Source organism: Noviherbaspirillum album (genome assembly GCF_035916955.1).
Classification (GTDB): domain Bacteria; phylum Pseudomonadota; class Gammaproteobacteria; order Burkholderiales; family Burkholderiaceae_D; genus Noviherbaspirillum; species Noviherbaspirillum album.
This window is the reverse complement of the sequence record NZ_JAWIIV010000012.1, coordinates 13,983-31,706: the sequence shown is the minus strand read 5'-3', so window position 1 is coordinate 31,706 and position 17,724 is coordinate 13,983. Positions and strand designations below refer to the sequence as shown.

General features: G+C 63.3%; 15 protein-coding genes. 6 read left to right on the top strand and 9 right to left on the bottom strand.

The features are described from left to right. Positions 1–165: 165 nt before the first annotated feature. Positions 166–1,398 (bottom strand): efflux RND transporter periplasmic adaptor subunit, encoded by a 1,233-nt coding sequence (locus RY831_RS15490; RefSeq protein WP_326507273.1) that lies wholly within the window; start codon positions 1,396–1,398, stop codon positions 166–168. A 117-nt stretch (positions 1,399–1,515) separates the two neighbouring features. Beyond that, entirely contained in the window at positions 1,516–2,367 is an 852-nt protein-coding gene (locus tag RY831_RS15485) for an alpha/beta hydrolase (protein ID WP_326507272.1), read from the bottom strand. A 214-nt stretch (positions 2,368–2,581) separates the two neighbouring features. On the opposite strand from RY831_RS15485, the gene RY831_RS15480 reads away from it, so the two are divergent. Beyond that, the gene (locus tag RY831_RS15480; protein WP_326507271.1) at positions 2,582–3,619 is read left to right on the top strand and encodes a LysR family transcriptional regulator; all 1,038 of its coding nucleotides are present in this window, start codon (positions 2,582–2,584) and stop codon (positions 3,617–3,619) included. A gap of 5 nt (positions 3,620–3,624) precedes the next feature. Here RY831_RS15480 and RY831_RS15475 read toward each other — a convergent pair whose 3' ends face one another. Both RY831_RS15475 and RY831_RS15470 read right to left on the bottom strand, forming a co-directional pair. Further along, positions 3,625–4,452, bottom strand: a complete 828-nt coding sequence (locus RY831_RS15475; protein WP_437126279.1) for a Crp/Fnr family transcriptional regulator — start codon at positions 4,450–4,452, stop codon at positions 3,625–3,627. 365 nt (positions 4,453–4,817) lie between these two features. Continuing rightward, complete coding sequence (locus RY831_RS15470) at positions 4,818–5,228, bottom strand: ANTAR domain-containing response regulator (protein ID WP_326507269.1); 411 nt, start codon at positions 5,226–5,228, stop codon at positions 4,818–4,820. 168 nt (positions 5,229–5,396) lie between these two features. On the opposite strand from RY831_RS15470, the gene RY831_RS15465 reads away from it, so the two are divergent. Both RY831_RS15465 and RY831_RS15460 read left to right on the top strand, forming a co-directional pair. Further along, on the top strand, positions 5,397–5,957 hold the full coding sequence (locus RY831_RS15465; RefSeq protein ID WP_326507268.1) for a glutathione peroxidase: 561 nt from the start codon (positions 5,397–5,399) through the stop codon (positions 5,955–5,957). 196 nt (positions 5,958–6,153) lie between these two features. Next, positions 6,154–6,606: a universal stress protein gene (locus RY831_RS15460; protein ID WP_326507267.1), complete on the top strand. Its 453-nt coding sequence runs from the start codon at positions 6,154–6,156 to the stop codon at positions 6,604–6,606. A 45-nt stretch (positions 6,607–6,651) separates the two neighbouring features. Here RY831_RS15460 and RY831_RS15455 read toward each other — a convergent pair whose 3' ends face one another. Together RY831_RS15455 and RY831_RS15450 are read right to left on the bottom strand one after the other, a co-directional pair. After that, entirely contained in the window at positions 6,652–7,113 is a 462-nt protein-coding gene (locus tag RY831_RS15455; protein WP_326507266.1) for a cyanophycin metabolism-associated DUF1854 family protein, read from the bottom strand. Further along, a complete protein-coding gene (locus tag RY831_RS15450) occupies positions 7,110–9,389 on the bottom strand; it encodes a cyanophycin metabolism-associated ABC transporter (RefSeq protein WP_326507265.1) in 2,280 nt (759 codons plus the stop codon). The genes RY831_RS15455 and RY831_RS15450 overlap by 4 nt, the downstream gene beginning before the upstream one ends. Before the next feature lie 268 nt (positions 9,390–9,657). On the opposite strand from RY831_RS15450, the gene RY831_RS15445 reads away from it, so the two are divergent. Together RY831_RS15445 and cphA are read left to right on the top strand one after the other, a co-directional pair. Further along, positions 9,658–11,823 (top strand): cyanophycin synthetase, encoded by a 2,166-nt coding sequence (locus tag RY831_RS15445; protein ID WP_326507264.1) that lies wholly within the window; start codon positions 9,658–9,660, stop codon positions 11,821–11,823. A 107-nt stretch (positions 11,824–11,930) separates the two neighbouring features. Then, positions 11,931–14,498, top strand: a complete 2,568-nt coding sequence (gene cphA, locus RY831_RS15440) for a cyanophycin synthetase (protein WP_326507263.1) — start codon at positions 11,931–11,933, stop codon at positions 14,496–14,498. Between the two features lie 53 nt (positions 14,499–14,551). Here the strand turns inward: cphA and RY831_RS15435 are convergent, their stop codons facing one another. From RY831_RS15435 to RY831_RS15425, 3 genes are all read right to left on the bottom strand, one after another. Then, positions 14,552–15,637 carry a PQQ-dependent sugar dehydrogenase gene (locus tag RY831_RS15435; protein WP_326507403.1) on the bottom strand — a complete coding sequence of 362 codons (1,086 nt, stop codon included), beginning with the start codon at positions 15,635–15,637 and terminating at the stop codon, positions 14,552–14,554. Between the two features lie 114 nt (positions 15,638–15,751). Continuing rightward, positions 15,752–16,066 (bottom strand): hypothetical protein, encoded by a 315-nt coding sequence (locus RY831_RS15430; RefSeq protein ID WP_326507262.1) that lies wholly within the window; start codon positions 16,064–16,066, stop codon positions 15,752–15,754. Positions 16,067–16,148: 82 nt separating this feature from the next. Continuing rightward, the gene (locus RY831_RS15425) at positions 16,149–16,649 is read right to left on the bottom strand and encodes a hemerythrin domain-containing protein (protein WP_326507261.1); all 501 of its coding nucleotides are present in this window, start codon (positions 16,647–16,649) and stop codon (positions 16,149–16,151) included. A gap of 158 nt (positions 16,650–16,807) precedes the next feature. Here RY831_RS15425 and RY831_RS15420 point away from each other — a divergent pair, with 158 nt between their 5' ends. Beyond that, entirely contained in the window at positions 16,808–17,719 is a 912-nt protein-coding gene (locus tag RY831_RS15420; protein ID WP_326507260.1) for a DMT family transporter, read from the top strand. Positions 17,720–17,724: the final 5 nt, after the last annotated feature.

Sequence of the window (17,724 nt, the reverse complement as noted above, 5' to 3'; positions counted from 1 at the left end):
TCAATTAAATAAGGTTTGCCTGGCCGCGGCGCGGACAAGCGCCGCTTCCCAGCGTCGTTCACCGGTGTTGGGGGTGAATCGTCGACGCTGGTCTCCGGCTTGCGCCGGGGGACGGCAATGTATTTGGTGTTCCGGCTGGCGGCTTACTGGCCGCCGGGCGGTTACTCAGGACTTCGCTGCAGCGGAGTCGGCCTTGGCTTCCGCCTTCTGCTCGCCCTTCGATTCGCTCTTGCCGGGAGCGCTGCCGCTGGCCTGCGGTGCATCCATCGGCACCATCTGGGCGGTGACCGGCGCGCCGGGACGCACGCGCTGCAAGCCGTTGACCACGATCTTCTCGCCTGGCTTCAGGCCTTCGCGCACCACGCGCAGGCCGTCGATGACCGGACCGAGCTTGACGGCGCGGTATTCGGCCTTGCCGTCGGCGGTGATCACGTACACGAACTTGCGGTTCTGGTCGGTGCCTACCGCACGGTCATTGATCAGCGCCGCCTTCTTCAGGCCGCCGCCGTCCGCCAGCTGCACGCGGGTGAACAGGCCGGGCGCAAGTGCGTTGTCGGCATTGCTAAAGGTGGCGCGCATGCGCACGCTGCCGGTGGCCGGATCGACGCGGTTATCGACGAATTCCAGCTTGCCTTCGTGCGGATAGCCCTCTTCGTTGGCCAGTCCGATGCGGACCGGCACGGTTTTGCCGTTGCGCGACTGGGCGCCGACGCGAAGGAAAGTGTCTTCATCGCCGTCGAAGCTGGCGTAGATCGGATTGCTCGATACCACCGATGTCAGGATCACGCTGCCGTCCACCAGGTTGCCGGTGGTGACTTCGGCCTTGCTGACGCGGCCGCTGATCGGCGAATGCACCTGGGTGAAACCGAGGTTGAGCTTGGCCGACTCGTAGGCGGCCTGCGCGGCGCGCGCCGTGGCTTCCAGTTCCTTCACGCTCGACGCCTTCTCGTCAGCTTCGCGCTGGGCAATCGCTTTTTCTGCCACCAGCTTTTCAGCGCGCGCCAGTTCCAGCTTGGCCAGGTCCGCCCGGGCGCGGGCGGCGAGCGCCGCGGCTTCGGTGCGGCTGGCTTCCGCCTGGTAAGGACGCGGATCGATGACGAACAGGACGTCGCCTTTCTTCACTTCCGCGCCGGGCTTGAAGTTGACCGACGAGATGAAGCCGGAGACGCGCGGGCGGATCTCGACGCGGTCGACCGCTTCCAGCCGTCCGGAGAATTCCTGGGTTTCGACGACCTGCTTTTCAATGACTTCGGCGGCCGAGATCGGCGGGCCGCCAGCGGCCTTGGGTGCTTCCTGGGCGGAAGGCTGGCCGCAGCCGGACAGGATGAAGGCGGCGGCACTCAGGGCCAGCGCGGCAGGCAGGTGGCGTAGTGTGGTCAAGTTGGCAATGTTGTTCATGTTCTTGTTCCTTGGACTGACAATGCGGTGAGCCGCGGTGCTACGCGGCGATTCGGTAATGAGTATCCAGCCTTCCCTTATGGGAGGGTCAAGAGGCTGCGGCGCTAGACTTCGCCCTTAGACGTCGGCCCTGAGCCCGGCAATGAAGCTTTCCACTTCATGCAGCGCGCTTTCCTTGCGCGCGCAGCTACATCGCGCGTCCGGATCGTCGAGCGCGATCGGCGCCAGGCGGCGCACGGTGGTTGGTACGCCGGCGGCGATCAGCTTGGCGCCGTAATGCTCGGCCTCGTCGCGCAGCGGATCGTCGTCGGCCGACAAAATCAGCGCCGGCGGCAGGTGCTTCATGCGGCTCGACTGCAGCGGCGATGCATACGGATGCGCGCGGTCGATCGCATGCGGCAGGTATCCACGATACGCCTTGGCGCAGGCATTGGCGGCTTCCACGCCGCCGTTCCGTGCCGCCACGGTACGCATCGAACAAGTGGTCAGGCCGGGGTCGAGCATGGGCATCATCAGGATCTGCGCCGCCAGCGCCGGCCCTCCACGGTCGCGTGCCATCAGCGCCGACACGGCGGCCAGGTTACCGCCGGCTTCCAGCCCGGCCACGATCAGACGGGGCGACTTCCAGCCCTTGCGCTTGCAATAGCGGCCGGCCCAGGACAGCACCGCATGCGCATCTTCCACGGCGGCCGGAAAGGGCAGCTCGGTCGCCAGCGTGTAGCTCGACGCCAGTACGGTCAAGCCGACACGCGCCGCCAGCACGCGGCAGAACAATTCGCACGCTTCCAGTTCATCGGCGATGAAACCGCCGCCCGGGAAGTAGACGATGAGCCCCTCGGCGGCGGCCGGCGGCTGAAAGAGCATGGTGGCGAGTTCGCGCTGGGCGCCCTTGACCGCCTGCCGGCGCATTTTCACCTGCGCGGCAAGTGCCTCTAAGTCCGGCGGAAGATCGGCTTGTTCCAAACCCATGGTGTTGACTCATGCTACTCAATTGTTCATCATGGGCCGGACTATAGCGTTGTTCTGCAATCTGGATAAATAGCAATGGAGTGAATTGACTGTTCGGCTTCCTGAACAATGAATGCTGTTACAAAGACTCGCCTAAGATGAGTTACATTGCTGTTTTGGCGGGAGCTCCCCACAAGGCGGTTTCCTGTGTTCATTGGCTTTGAGGGAGATCCCCATGGACAAATTGCAGGCAATGGAAGTCTTTGTGCAAGTCGTTGATGCCGGCGGGTTTACGCGCGCGGCCGAGAACATGCAGCTTCCGAAAGCCACGGTATCGACGCTCATCCGCAACCTGGAAACCGAGCTCGCGGTCAAGCTGCTCAACCGCACCACGCGGCATGTGAGCGTGACCGCCGACGGCGCCGCCTACTATGAGCGCTGCCTCGGCATCCTGGCGGATGTGCGCGACGCGGAAGAGTCCCTGTCGCGCAACCGGGCCAGTCCCAGCGGCCGCCTGCGCGTCGACGTGCCAACCGGCATCGGCCGCCACGTGATCATTCCTGCCTTGCCGCAATTCTTTGAACGCTATCCGGAAATCGAGCTGGAAATCGGCTGCGGCGACCGCCTGGTTGATCTGATCGAGGAAGGCATAGACTGCGCGCTGCGCGGCGGCGTGCTGGCCGACTCCAGCTTGATCGCGCGCCGGGTCGGCATGCTGCATTTCGTCACCTGCGCGGCGCCTTCCTATCTGGCCAGGCATGGCAGGCCGCAGCATCCCAACGAGCTCATGCAGCATCGCTGCATCAATTATTTTTCCGCGAAAACCGGCAAGATCTATGAATGGGATTTCGCCCGCGAAGGCGAACGGATACAGATCCGCGTGCCGGGGCGCGTCGCCGTCAACGACGCCGATGCGTATATGGAAGCCAGCCTGTCGGGGCTGGGTATCGCACAGGCATCACTGTTTGCGATCCAGCCGAAGCTTGCCTCGGGCGAACTGGAACTCGTGCTGGATGAATGGTGCGTCGACCCCGCGCCGCTGCATGTGGTGTATCCGCAGAACCGGCATCTGTCGGCCAAGGTGAGGGTATTCGTGGAGTGGGTGGCGGAGCTGTTCGCGACCTGCGACGGTTTGCAGGACGGCACGATGCGCTGCTCGAAGATGCTTGGGAAAATACAGCCGAAGGCTTCGGAGCCTATCGCGGTGCCCTTGCCCATGTTCGGGGAAGGGCACCCGCTGGCACATGGATTGCCTAGCGACCAGGTGACTTAAGCTGCTTAGGCAGCGGCCATCGGCTGGGCCGCGGCGGCGGCGCGCTTCTTCGCGCTGTCGGCCTTGGCGCGGACGCGAGACGGAGGCAGGCGGCGCAGGGTGCGCAGCGATTGCAGGTCATGGATCACGATGGCGCGCTGGTCGACCGAGATCATGCCGATTGCATTGAAAGCCGAGAAGGTGCGGCTCACGGTCTCGAGTGTCAGGCCGAGGTAGTTGCCGATCTCCTGGCGTGTCATGCGCAGGTTGAACTGCGAGCCGGAGTAACCCATTTCAGCGAAGCGCTCAGACAGGAAAACCAGGAAGCGTGCCACGCGTGCTTCGGCGCTGAGCGAGCCCAGCGTGCCGATCATGCCCTGCTCGCGCACCAGTTCGCGGCTCATCACGCCGTAGATGGCGGCTTCGAGTTCGGTGTGGGTGCGGCCCAGGGTCGAGAAGATCTTGAACGGAACCAGGATCACGTCGCAGTTGGTCAGCGCCACGGTTTCGGTCGAATACTGCTTGCGGTGAATGCCGTCGATGCCGAACATGTCACCTTTCATCGGGAAGCCCAGCACCTGCTCGTTGCCGAGTTCGTCGATCATCACGGTCTTCAGGAAGCCGGAGTTGACGATGTAGAGCATGTCGAACGGCTGGCCGATGGTGTGGATGCGCTGGCCGGCCTTGAACTGCATGTGCTGGAACTGGAAATCGTCGTTGGTAATGCGCGCGGAGATGCGCAGCAGATCGCACACTTCCTTCAGGCTGGACCACAGTTTGGCCTGGCGCTGCCATGCTGCGCCGGACGGGGAAGGTGTTGCCAGGGAAATGCCGTTGGAACGTACGTCGGTCATGTGCGAAGTCAACATTGCTGTACCTTTTTCAAATAATTGGTGGTTATTCTTCGCCGCAATTTGTTTGCGACGTCGCAATCAGTGATTGAGATTATGTCCATTCAACTGACTGCCGGAAATCAGCGAGAGGATGATTAGCAATGTCGGTACAGTAGTCGTGTGTATCGGATTATTCCTACACCGCGCCTAACACTTTGTTACCAGCTGGAATAAAAATTGCTGAGAGGCATTGGAATTGGATGCGGAAAATCGCATCAAATTCAGGCAGCATGCGGGTTTGCGAGGAGTTGCCACACGGGGAAGTTGCCGTAACGTCTTGTTACGGCCTTGCTGCGGCCAGCAAAGGCTTGAATATGGACTTGCGATCAGTCAGCCGGTTTATTTGACGTGGCGGCTTGACGGTGTTGTTTTGCGATCTTGATGATCGCGTTTCGAATGCTGGTCAGAACGGTCGCGCCGTTGAAGGGCTTGACGATGAATCCATGGACTCCGCTCTCCATCGCCCGCTGCACGGTGGCGGCTTCCATTTTCCCCGATACCAGGAATACCAGCGCCTTGGGCAGGCTGGTCCGGATGTTGTCGAGCCTGGCGAAGCCCTCGTCATCCGGCGTGCCGATGTCGATGCAGACCAGCTGCGGCTGCAGCTTGATCATGGCTGCCATCCCGGCCGCACTGATGTTGGCGTCTCCGACCACATCATGGCCGCCGCCGATCAGCACGCTGGTGAGCAGGTTGCGCGAGATCGCGTTGGCATCGAGGACAGCGACTTTCAGCATCGGGCAAGATCCTTATTGTGGCCGGGACGGCTTTACCTATCATGGAAGATGGCGATTAAGCTCCAGTGTATGCGAGAAATTTCCATAAGGCATCTTAATGTGGCTTTTTCAGGACTGCTTTTCGCTTAGAATGCCGCGAGTTGCCGAATATTCAATGAGGAGACGACCATGCTCAAAACCCTGATTCTCGGCGGCCTGCTGATCGGCGCGGCCGCGCCGGCCCTGGCCCAATCGGCCGATGCCTGCCCGGCGCTGCTGGACCAGCGCTTCAACCGGCTGCAGGACGAGGCGCCGCAGCATCTCTGCAAATATGCGGGGCAGGTGGTGCTGGTCGTGAACACCGCCAGCTACTGCGGCTTCACCAGCCAGTACGAAGGGCTGGAGAAGCTCTTTGCCAAGTATCAGCCGCGCGGCCTTGTCGTGCTCGGCTTTCCCTCCAATGACTTCGGCGGCCAGGAGCCGGGCGACAGCAAGCAGATCGCCGATTTCTGCTTCAACACCTATGGAGTGAAGTTTCCGATGTTTTCCAAGAGCTCCGTCACCGGCAAGGATGCCAATCCGCTGCATGCGGAACTGGCAAAGCTTACGGGGGCTTCGCCCAAATGGAATTTTCACAAGTACTTGATCGACCGCAGCGGCAAGGTGGTAGCCAACTACGGCAGTCGAGTGACGCCGAATGACAAGCGGCTGGTGTCCGACATTGAAAAGGCGTTGGCGCAGAAGATGTAATACCAATCCCAAGTCCTGTCATGAAATGGCTCGGGATTGATTAAGGCCAGGAGCCGCAGTCCGACCATATCGCGGGCAGCGTGATATTGCGCAAAACCGATTGCCGAATATCGCTTGCGCTGTATGATGAACTCAGGGAGCAGAATTTGACTTCGTGGCGCATTGCGCACATCCACGCATAATTAAGGGGGCAAGCATGTATCAGAAAATACTGGTCGCCTATAACGGCACGCCGGAAAGCCGGCTCGCGCTGCAGGAATGCATACGGCTTGCGCCGGGGCCCGCCGCCCAGGTGCATCTGCTTGCGGTGGTGTCGCCGACACCGATCGTCCTGGCCGGTGAATTCGTCGCCGCCGTGCCGACCATGGATGAGGAGCTCGCCGAACGCGACGCCATGGCGCAGGTGCTGGAGTCGGGCCGCAGGATGCTGACCGAAGGCGGCCTGAGCGTGACGCCGCATCTCGAAGTCGGCGAGCCTGTGACCGTCATCGGCGACCTCGTCAACCGCCTCTGCATCGAGCTCGTGATCGTCGGCCATTCGCGCCACAAGCCGTTCGCAATGCGCTGGTGGCGCGGCGCTATGGATGCGGTGCTGGTGGAGAAGATCCGCTGCAGCGTACTGGTGGCCGCGGAAGCGAAGCACATCTAGCCTGCGGCTTCGCATTCCGGGAGGTCGCTGCGGCGGCCTGAACGCTCACAGGAAGCGGTCGAGGATCTTTTTGCTGGCCTTGTCCAGCGCCTGCGTATCGCGGATCAGGAACTGCACGCCGTGGCTGTCGGCGATCAGCAGCGTCGATTCGGCGACGCGGCGGATGTCTTCCTCGCCCTTGAGCACGAAGCTGGCGCTGCCGCGGTCGGTCTCCACCTGCCAGGTGCTTGGCACGGCAAAGGTCGAGACACCGACGATGCGCCTGATCTCCGGCAGGAATTCACGGCTTTTCAATTCTTCTTCCAGCAGCGTCCGGGTCGCCGGCGGCAGATCCGCCAGCTTTTCGATCCAGGCCAGTTCATGGCCGTCCGCGTCCACCAGCGCGATGCCGGTGTCCGGCGCCGCGATCGGGAAGGCGCGCACCGGCACCACGCCTTCATGCGTGCCTTCGGCCGAGGCGAACACCAGCTTGCCGAAAGGGTTGCGGGTCAGTGTGAAGCCGTTCATGCAATGCCCTCGCTCAACTCAACCAAGCCTTCGTTTTCCGCCTGGCGCTGCTGCGCCTGGTACAGCTTGAAATAGGCGCCGCCGCGCGCCAGCAATTCCTCGTGCTTGCCGACTTCCACGATCTGGCCCTTGTCCAGCACCACCAGGCGGTCGGCCTGGCGCAGCGTCGACAGCCGGTGCGCGATTGCAATCGTGGTGCGGCCGCGCACCAGGTTGTCGAGCGCCTTCTGGATTTCCTTCTCGGTGCTGGTATCCACCGATGAAGTGGCTTCGTCGAGGATCAGCAGCTGCGGATCGATCAGCAGCGCGCGGGCGATCGAAATGCGCTGGCGCTCGCCGCCCGACAGCGTCTGGCCGCGCTCGCCGACCATCGAGTCGTAGCCGTGCGGCAGGCGCAGGATGAATTCATGCGCATTGGCCGCACGCGCTGCGGCGATGATGTCCTCGCGCGTCGCGTTCGGCTTGCCGTAGGCGATGTTGTCGGCGATGGTGCCGAAGAACAGGAAGGGTTCCTGCAGCACCAGTCCGATGTGGCGCCGGTATTCGGCGACCGGCAGCGAGCGGATGTCGACGCCGTCGACCAGGATCGCGCCGTCCGACACGTCGTAGAAGCGGCAGATCAGGTTGACCAGCGTACTCTTGCCCGAACCGCTGTGGCCCACCAGTCCGATCATCTCGCCCGGCCTGATCTGCAGGTCGACGCCGCGCAGCACCGCCCGGTTACCGTAGCGGAAGCCGACATCCTTGATGTGGATGCTGCCCTCGATGCGCTGCAGGTGCACCGGATTCTGCGACTCCGGCACGCTCGACACATGGTCGAGGATGTCGAAGATGCGCTTGGCGCCGGCCGCCGCCTTCTGCGTGACCGACACGATGCGGCTCATCGAATCGAGGCGGGTGTAGAAGCGGCCGATGTAGGCGAGGAAAGCGGTCAGCACGCCCACGGTGATCAGGCCCTTCGATACTTGCCAGATGCCGACGCCCCAGACGATCAGCAGACCAATTTCGGTCAGGAAGGTGACAGTCGGCGAAAACAGCGACCACACCTTGTTGACGCGGTCGTTGATCTGCAGGTTGTGCTTGTTGGCTTCGCGGAAACGCGCCGCTTCGCGCTTTTCCTGGGCAAAGGCCTTGACCACGCGGATGCCGGGAATGGTGTCGGCCAGCACGTTGGTGACTTCGCCCCAGACCCGGTCGATCTTTTCGAAGCCGTGGCGCAGCTTGTCGCGCACCACGTGGATCATCCAGGCGATGAAGGGCAGCGGCAGCAGCGTCACCAGCGCCAGCCAGGGATTGATGGATACCAGGATCACCGCCGTCATGCCGATCATCAGCACGTCGGTGGCGAAGTCGAGCAGGTGCAGCGACAGGAACACGCAGATGCGGTCGGTCTCGGAGCCGATGCGCGCCATCAGGTCGCCGGTGCGCCGGCCTCCGAAGTATTCAAGCGACAACCGCAGCAGATGCTCGTAGGTCGAAGTGCGCAGGTCGGCGCCGATGCGCTCGCTCACCAGCGCCAGGATGTAAGTGCGCGCCCAGCCGAGCACCCAGGCCACCAGCGCCGCACCGAACAGGCCGGACAGGTACAGCGCGACAAGATTGACATCGATGGACTGGCCGTTCTGGTAGGGAATCAGCACATTGTCCATCAGCGGCATCGCCAAGTAGGGCGGCACCAGGGTCGCTGCGGTCGATGCCAGCGTCAGCAGGAAACCGAGCAGCAGCTGGCCCTTGTAGGGCTTGGCGAAACGCCACAGCCGAAACAGAGTCCAAGTCGAAGGCGGGGTATGAATTTCCCGCGTGCAGATCGGGCAATCGTCCTGGTCCTCCGGCAACGGCGCCTTGCAGCTGGGACAGGTCGCATGTTCAGGTTCTTTGAAGGCATGTCCGTTCAGCACGGCATCGCACTGCTGCCCGAAATGCTTGATCAGCCGCAGCGCCTCGGGGTTATGACCCAACGTATAACGCCAGGCGGCGAGCCGGCGTTGGCTGTCATGCAATTCCAAGGTGCCCACGCCGGCATGGTCGTGATGCGCCAACGCCAGGTCGGGTCGATATGACCATTCCTGCCAGTCCGCATCCAGGTCGGAAGCCGCCAGCAGGCGCTGGCTGGTCACGATGACAATGCCCGCGGCGAAGCGCAGGTTCAGGTCAAGATCGAGTTCAAGGCCGGCAATGACGGCTTCGCCATCGCGTAGATGGGGGTGCAGCTTCTGTTGCCATGCGGTCGGAAGCGCACTCTTGGCAGGCAATGCCGTGGGGGATGCTGTGTTCATTAAGGCTCAGAAAGGGCAAACAGGCGATAAATTGTTTGCAGAATGTAAATTTGGCGGTGCGGCTGTGGCGCTAATGTGGCGCCAAGTATACCGAGAGGCGATAATGTTGTTCTGAACAAGCGGATTCTGTCCGATAATTTTTTAGCGCTTTCAGTAAACTATCGTCCTTTTGATGCGTTATCCATACACCGGCCGGAGAGAGACAGTTTAAAAATCCCCGGAAACCAACGGCCTTAATCTGGTATTTACCCTTAGCCTCTCGTATTAAATGAACAACAAAACCATTGAGATCATCAATGTGATGTCTCTGCGCGGCCCGAATATATGGACTTATCGTCCGGTGATCGAGGCATGGGTCGACATCGGTGACCTGGAAGATTCGCCTTCCAATACCCTTCCCGGATTCTACGAGCGCCTGACCGCGTGGCTGCCCGGCCTGATCGAGCATCACTGCGGCGTCGGCGAGCGCGGCGGCTTCCTGCAGCGCCTGCGCGAAGGCACCTGGCCGGCGCACATCATGGAACACGTGATGATCGAGCTGCAGAATCTTGCCGGCGTGCAGACCGGCTTCGGCAAGGCGCGGGAAACCTCGAAGCGAGGAGTCTACAAGCTCACCGTGCGCGCCCGCTACGAGGAAGTCAGCCGCGCCGCGCTGCTCGCCTCGCGCGACATGGTGATGGCCGCCATCGAGGACAAGCCCTATGACGTCGAAGCCACGGTCAAGAGCCTGAGCGAGTTGGCCGAATCGGTCGCGCTCGGCCCCAGTACCGCCAACATCGTCGATGCCGCCGTCGACCGCGGGATTCCGTCGCTGCGCCTGAACGAAGGCAACCTGGTGCAGCTCGGCTACGGCAGCCGTTCGCGCCGCATCTGGACCGCGGAAACCGACCAGACCAGCGCGATCGCGGAAAGCATTTCGAGCGACAAGGACCTGACCAAGAGCCTGCTGTCTTCCTGCGGCGTCCCGATTCCGGAAGGCCGCCTGGTGGATCGCATCGAGGAAGCCTGGGATGCGGCCGAGGATATCGGCGTTCCCGTGGTGGTCAAGCCGTCCGACGGCAACCATGGCCGCGGCGTTTCCACCGATCTCAATACCCGCGAAGAAGTCGAGGCCGCCTACAGGCTGGCCGAGCAGGAAGGCAGCGGCGTGATCGTGGAACGTTTCATCCGCGGCAACGAGCACCGGCTGCTGGTGGTCGGCGGCAAATTGGTGGCCGCCGCCAAGGGCGAGCTGGCGACGGTGGTCGGCGATGGCGTCTCGAACGTGACGGAGCTGATCAATTCCCAGCTCAATACCGATCCGCGCCGCGGCGAGAACGAAGAATTTCCCCTCAACCTGATTACCTACGAGGAAGATCCGACCGTGCTGCTGGTGCTCGAGCGCCAGGGCCTCGGCCCCGACTCGGTGCCGCCGGCCGGCAAGACGGTGCTGATCCAGCGCCACGGCAATGTTGCCTTCGACATCACCGATGAAGTCCATCCGCGCGTCGCCGCGGCGGCTTCCCTGGCTGCGCGCATCGTCGGCCTCGATATCGCCGGCGTCGACCTGGTGGCCGAGGATATTTCCCGTCCGCTGGAAGAGCAGGGCGGAGCGATCGTCGAAGTCAATGCCGGCCCCGGCCTGCTGATGCACCTGAAGCCCGCCAGCGGCAAGCCGCGCCCCGTCGGCCGCGCCATCGTCGATCACCTGTTCCCGGAACAGGAAAACGGACGCATTCCCATCATCGGCGTTACCGGCAGTCGCGGCAAGACCATGGTGTCGCGCCTGATCGGCAGCCTGGTGCGGCTGCATGGACTCAATGTCGCCGTCGCCGGCAGCGACGGCCTGGTCCTCGGCCAGCGCCGCATGGACAAGGGCGACTGCGCCAACTGGAAATCCGCGCAGCGCGTGCTGATGAACCGCGCGGTCGAAGCCGCCGTGCTCGAAGCCGGCTACCGCTCCATCCTCACCGAGGGCATCGCCTACGACCGCTGCCAAGTCGGCGTGGTCACCAATATCGATCCCGAGGCCGGCCTGCCGGAGCTGTACATCGATGACGCCGACCAGATGTTCAAGGTCGCGCGCACCCAGGTCGACATCGTGCTGCCCGAGGGCGTCGCGGTCCTCAACGGCGCCGACTCCCGCGTCGCCGAGATGGCGGAGCTGTGCGACGGCAGCGTGATCTTCTTCAGCGTTTCGCCCGATGTCGATGCCGTCGCCCGCCACCGCGAGCAGGGCGGGCGGGCGGTATTCGTGCGCGACGACCAGATCGTTCTCGCCAACGGCGCGCATGAAACGCCGCTGATGAAGATTTCCTCGCTTGGCATCAAGGGGCTGGCCCAGCGCGGCTACGTGGTGGAAAACATCCTCGCCGCGGTCGGCGCCGGGTGGGCGCTGGGCATCGCGTCCGACGTGATCCTTGCCGGCGTGGAAACCTTCGACTACAGCGCCTGAACCCGGCATCCGGGCCGCAGCGGCGCGGCCGGGAGCCCAATGAGAAAAAAGCAGCAACACGCCCGGCCGCACTGCTGCGCCAGCCGGGCAACCAAGGAAACATACTGATGGAAATTTCGCGACTCCGCGCCCTGCGCGGGCCCAACCTGTGGAGCCGGCATACGTCGATCGAAGCGGTCGTATCGTGCAATGAAGCCGAACGCAATATCGACGGACTGACGAATTTCGAACCGCGGCTGCGCGCGCGCTTCCCCGAACTCAAGTTCCAGGAGCCCGCCGATCCCAGCCATCCGATGTCGATGGCGCATGCGCTCGAAGCGGCCGCCCTCTGCCTGCAGGCGCAGGCCGGCTGCCCGGTGACCTTCAGCCGGGCGGTGCAGACGGTAGAGACCGGCACCTATCAGGTCATCGTCGAATACACCGAGGAAGATGTCGGCCGCCTCGCATTCGAACTGGCCGAAGAGCTTTGCCGCTGCGCGGTTGAAGATCGCCCCTTCGACCTGGACGCCGCGCTGGCCCGCCTGCGCGAGCTCGATGAAGACATCCGCCTCGGCCCCAGCACCGGTTCCATCGTACAGGCTGCGGTTGCGCGCGGCATACCGTATCGCCGCCTGACCGAGGGCAGCATGGTGCAGTTCGGCTGGGGCAGCCGCCAGCGCCGCATCCAGGCCGCGGAAACCAGCCGCACCAGCGCAATTGCCGAATCCATCGCCCAGGACAAGGAACTGACCAAGATGCTGCTGCATGCGGCCGGCGTTCCGGTGCCCAACGGCCGCTCGGTCACCGATGCGGAAGATGCGTGGAAGGCCGCCTGCGAGATCGACGGGCCGGTCGTGGTCAAGCCGCGCGACGGCAATCAGGGCAAGGGCGTGGCGGTCAACATCCGTTCCCGCGAGGAAGTGCTCGCCGCCTTCGACGTCGCGTTTGCGATCAGCACCGATGTCATCGTCGAGCGCTACATCACCGGCCACGACTTCCGCCTGCTGGTGGTGGGAGACCAGCTGGTCGCCGCCGCGCGCCGCGCGCCGCCGCAGGTCACCGGCGACGGCAAGCACACCATCGGCCAGCTGATCGAGCAGGTCAACAAGGACCCGCGCCGCGGCGACGGCCATGCCACTTCGCTGACCAAGATCCGCGTCGACGACATCGCCCGCGCCACGCTCGCCAAGCAGGGCTACACCACCGACAGCGTGCCGCCGAACGGCCAGCTGATCGTGCTGCGCAACAACGCCAACCTCTCGACCGGCGGCACCGCCACCGACGTCACCGAGGACGTGCATCCCGACATGGCGGCGCGCGCGGTGGAAGCGGCGCAGATGGTCGGCCTCGACATCTGCGGCGTCGACGTGGTGTGCGAAACGGTGATCAAGCCACTGGAGGAGCAGGGCGGCGGCATCGTCGAAGTCAATGCGGCGCCCGGCCTGCGCATGCACCTGCAGCCGTCCTTCGGCAAGGGCCGTCCGGTTGGCGAAGCAATCATCTCCGCGATGTTCAAGGAAGGTGACGACGGCCGCATCCCGGTGGTAGCGGTCGCCGGCACCAACGGCAAGACCACTACCGTCAAGCTGACCGCGCACATCCTCGCCGAAAACAAGTACCGGGTCGGCATGACCGGCACCGACGGCGTCTACATCGGCGATCAGCGCATCGACACCGGCGACTGCAGCGGCCCGCGCAGCGCGCGCAACGTGCTGATGCATCCGGATGTCGACGCGGCCGTGTTCGAAACCGCCCGCGGCGGCGTGCTGCGCGAAGGCCTCGGCTTCGACCGCTGCAACGTCGCGGTCGTCACCAACATCGGCGGCGGCGACCACCTCGGCCTGAACTTCATCACCACGGTCGAAGACCTGGCGGTGGTCAAGCGGGTGATCGTGCAGAACGTCGCGCCCAACGGCATGGCGGTGCTGAACGCGGCCGATCCGATGGTGGCCGGCATGGCCGCCGTCTGCCCGGGCGCGGTGACCTACTTCGCCAAGGACGTGCATCACCCGGTGATGACGACGCACCGCGCGCAGGGCCGACGCGTGGTCTATGTCGACGGCGATGCCATCGTCGCCGCCGAAGGCAAGCGCATCCACCGCATTCCGCTGGCCAATATTCCGCTCACCCGCAACGGCACCATCGGCTTCCAGGTCGACAACGCAATGGCAGCCATCGGCGCGGCATGGGGCCTGGGACTCGACTGGAAAGTAGTGGAAGCCGGCCTGAAGTCTTTCGTCAGCGATGCGCAGAGCGCGCCGGGACGCTTCAACCTGTTTTCCTACAACGGCGCCACCCTGATCGCAGACTACGGCCACAATCCGGATGCGATCGAGGCGCTGGTCAGCGCAATCGACAGCATGCCTGCCAAGCGCCGCTCGGTGGTCATCAGCGGCGCCGGCGACCGGCGCGATATCGACATCCGCCGCCAGACCGAAATCCTCGGCGATGCCTTCGACAGCGTGATTCTTTACGAAGACCAGTGCCAGCGCGGCCGCGCCGACGGCGAGGTGATTGCGCTGCTGCGCGAGGGCTTGGCGAATGCGAAGCGCGCCAAGCAGGTCCAGGAACTGCGCGGAGAGTTCGTGGCCATCGATGCGGCGCTGAAGGACTTGTCGGAAGGCGACCTGTGTCTCATCCTGATCGACCAGGTCGATGAGGCGCTGGCCTACATCGGCGAGCGCGCCACGAAGTAAGTAAGGTAGGACGCCGAACCACGGCCTGCGCAGGCCGTGGTTCGTTCAGCAGTTCATGCGCCCGGACGCAGCCTGATCAGTTGGCCGTCGTCATGATCGGTCAGCAGGTAGAGCAGGCCGTCCGGCCCTTCCCGCACATCGCGGATCCGCTGCTTCAGATCCTGCAGCAGTTTCTCTTCCTTCACCACCTTGCCGCCCTGCACCTCCAGCCGAGCCAGGTACTGGAATTTCAGCGCGCCGACGAACAGGCTGCCCTGCCAGTCCTTGCCGTAGCGGTCGCTGCGCAGGAAAGTCATTCCGGACGGCGCTATCGACGGCGTCCAGTAATAGGCCGGCTGCTCCATGCCTGCCTTTTCGGTTTCGCCGTCGCCGATCTTTCCGCCGCCGTAATCCTGGCCCCAGCTGATGACCGGCCAGCCATAGTTCTTGCCGGCCTGCGGAATATTGACTTCATCGCCGCCCTGGGCGCCATGCTCATGCGTCCACAGCCTGCCGTCGGGACCGAGGGTGGCACCTTGCGAATTGCGATGACCGTAGCTCCAGATCTCGGGCAGGGCATCGGACTTGCCGACATAGGGATTGTCCTTCGGCACCGAGCCATCCTTGTTGATGCGGACGACCTTGCCGTGATGGTTGTTCAATGTCTGCGCATCGGCCTTGCGGTGGTAGCGGTCGCCCAGCGTCAGGAATAGCTTGCCATCCTTCGTTTCGACGATGCGGCAGCCGAAATGCGCATCGCTGCTGTATTTCGGCTTCTGGCTGAACAGCACCTTGACCTGTTCCAGCCGTGTCGCATCGGCCGACAGCTTTGCCGAAGCCAGCGCGGTGGAATTGCCGGAGCCGCGCTGCGCCGGTTCTGAATAGCAGAAGTACACCGTGCGGTTGCGCGCGAATTCGCTGTCGGCCTGCACATCGAGCAGGCCGCCCTGGCCGCCGGCATCGATTTTCGGCAGGCCGGCAATAGGAGCGCCGAGCTTGCCGTCGGCCTGCACCACGCGCATGCGTCCGGGGCGTTCGGTGACCAGCATGCGGCCATTGTCGATGAAGGCCAGTCCCCACGGATTCTCGAGTCCGCGGGCGACGACTTCGGTCTGCAGCTTCGAGGCTTGCGCAAAGCTGCTGGTGCTGAAGGTGCTCATGGCGCTGCCGATCAGCAGCAGCGGGATGCCGAGCGCTGCCGGCATGGCTGGGGCGAAAATTTTCATGGATTTCCTTGTGAAAACATTGGCCAAGACAGCCTGCGGACACTGCTCTTACTTCGCATCCTTCTCCTGCGACTTTTCGGCATTCTTCTTGTCGATGTCGGGAGTCGCATCGTCGATTTTCGGGTCGACCCGCCGTGGCGGCGTGGTCACCATGGCGTCGGAAGCCGTCTTGGGCGGCACGACGACAATACCGGAATTCGACGGCGCCTTCATTGATTTGTCCGGCATGCTTTGCATGCCCGGGTCGGCCGGCGTGCGGATCGAAGGATCGGATTTGCCGCCTCCCATCTGTGCGTGAGAAACGCCGAGGCAGCCGAGCGCGGCAAGCATGGCGGCCAGCGTTGCAAGCGGATGTCGAATCATGTCGTCTCCTTGACTGCTGCGTGCGGCGTGGTCGATGGCCGGCTTGAAGGCAGCCCCGCCAAGCCGGCTGGAACCGGGAAGATTAGTGCAGCGGCGCGGCCGAAGCGGTTTCGCCCTTGACCTCGACGCGCGGCTTGTCCTGCAATGCCAGCTCGTCCTGCAGCGCCAGCATCTGGCCGCCGAGTGCCTTGCGCTGCTCCTCGTCGATCATCTTCAATACGGCCGGAAACAGTTTTTCCTCTTCTTCCTCGTGATGATGCTCGGTCTGCTCCTTGAGCACCTTGAATTTCGCCTCGAAGGCCTTGTCGGTGGGATCCATGTCGAGCAGGTCGGCCAGCAGGCGCTTCAGCGACAGGTGTTCTTCCAGCGATTCCAGCAGGTCGTCCTCGGTGCGGGCACGATGGACGGCGGGATAGAAGATTTCTTCCTCCGACTTGATATGCATGGTGAGCTTGTCGGCAGCCGTCGCGAACAGGGTTTTCCTCTGGGCCTCATCGGCCTCTTTCACCTGCTTCAGCATGGCTTCCATTTCCCTGTGCTGGGCGGTCAGCATTTGTACTGCATCGATTGGTTGATCGCTCATGGCCTTGTGCTCCGGAATGTTTATCTGACAAGCTTAGAGAAATCGCTATGCCACAGGTTCAGGCTCATCTGCAAAAACGTGACGTCACGCAAATAGCCGGTGGCCGACGCAAATAAGTTGCCGAGCTTAAAATAGCTGTTCACTTTGCCTTGAGGATCATGATGGCCGCCCGCAAACCGCTCGATGCCTTCGCCGTCTCCGTGATGCTGACGCTATGCGTGCTGTGGGGCTTGCAGCAGGTGGCCGTCAAGCTCGCCGCGCCCTACATGGGACCGGTCATGCAGATCGGCTTGCGCTCGGTCGTGGCTGCGGCACTGGTGTATCTGCTGATCGTGGTGCGCGGCGGCAAGCTGTCGTTTCGCGACGGGACACTGGGTCCCGGCCTCGGCGCGGGCGTATTGTTCGCGCTTGAATTCCTTTGCATCGCTCTGGGCCTGCAGTACACGACCGCCTCGCATATCTCGGTATTCCTCTACACTGCGCCGATCTTCACCGTGCTCGGGCTGCACTGGCTGATCGCCGGGGAGCGGCTCGGCCGATTGCAATGGGCCGGCATTTTCGCCGCCTTCGCCGGCATCGCGGTGGCATTTTCAAACGGTTTCACGGTGCAGGGGCAGGACTGGACCAATATGCTGATCGGCGATGCCCTCGGCGTGCTGGGCGGTATCTTCTGGGCGGCGACCACCGTGCTGATCCGGCGTTCAAGCTTGTCGGAAGCGCCGCCCGCGACCACCTTGTTCTATCAGCTCGGCGCCTGCGGCGTCATCCTCGTCGCGATCGGTCTCGCCGCCGGACAGGGGCATGGTATCGAAATGACGAGCATCGCATGGGGCAGCCTGGCGTTCCAGGCGGTGATCGTGGCCTTCCTCAGTTACCTGGTGTGGTTCTGGATGCTGCGCAATTATTTGGCATCGCGGCTGTCGGTGTTTTCCTTCCTGACACCATTGTTCGGCGTGGCGTTCGGCGTGCTGCTGCTGCGCGATCCGCTCGATCCCCGATTTGTCGCGGGGGCGGCACTGGTGATGCTGGGCGTGGTCATGGTCAATCTCGCGCCGCGCCGTCAGACTTAGTCATA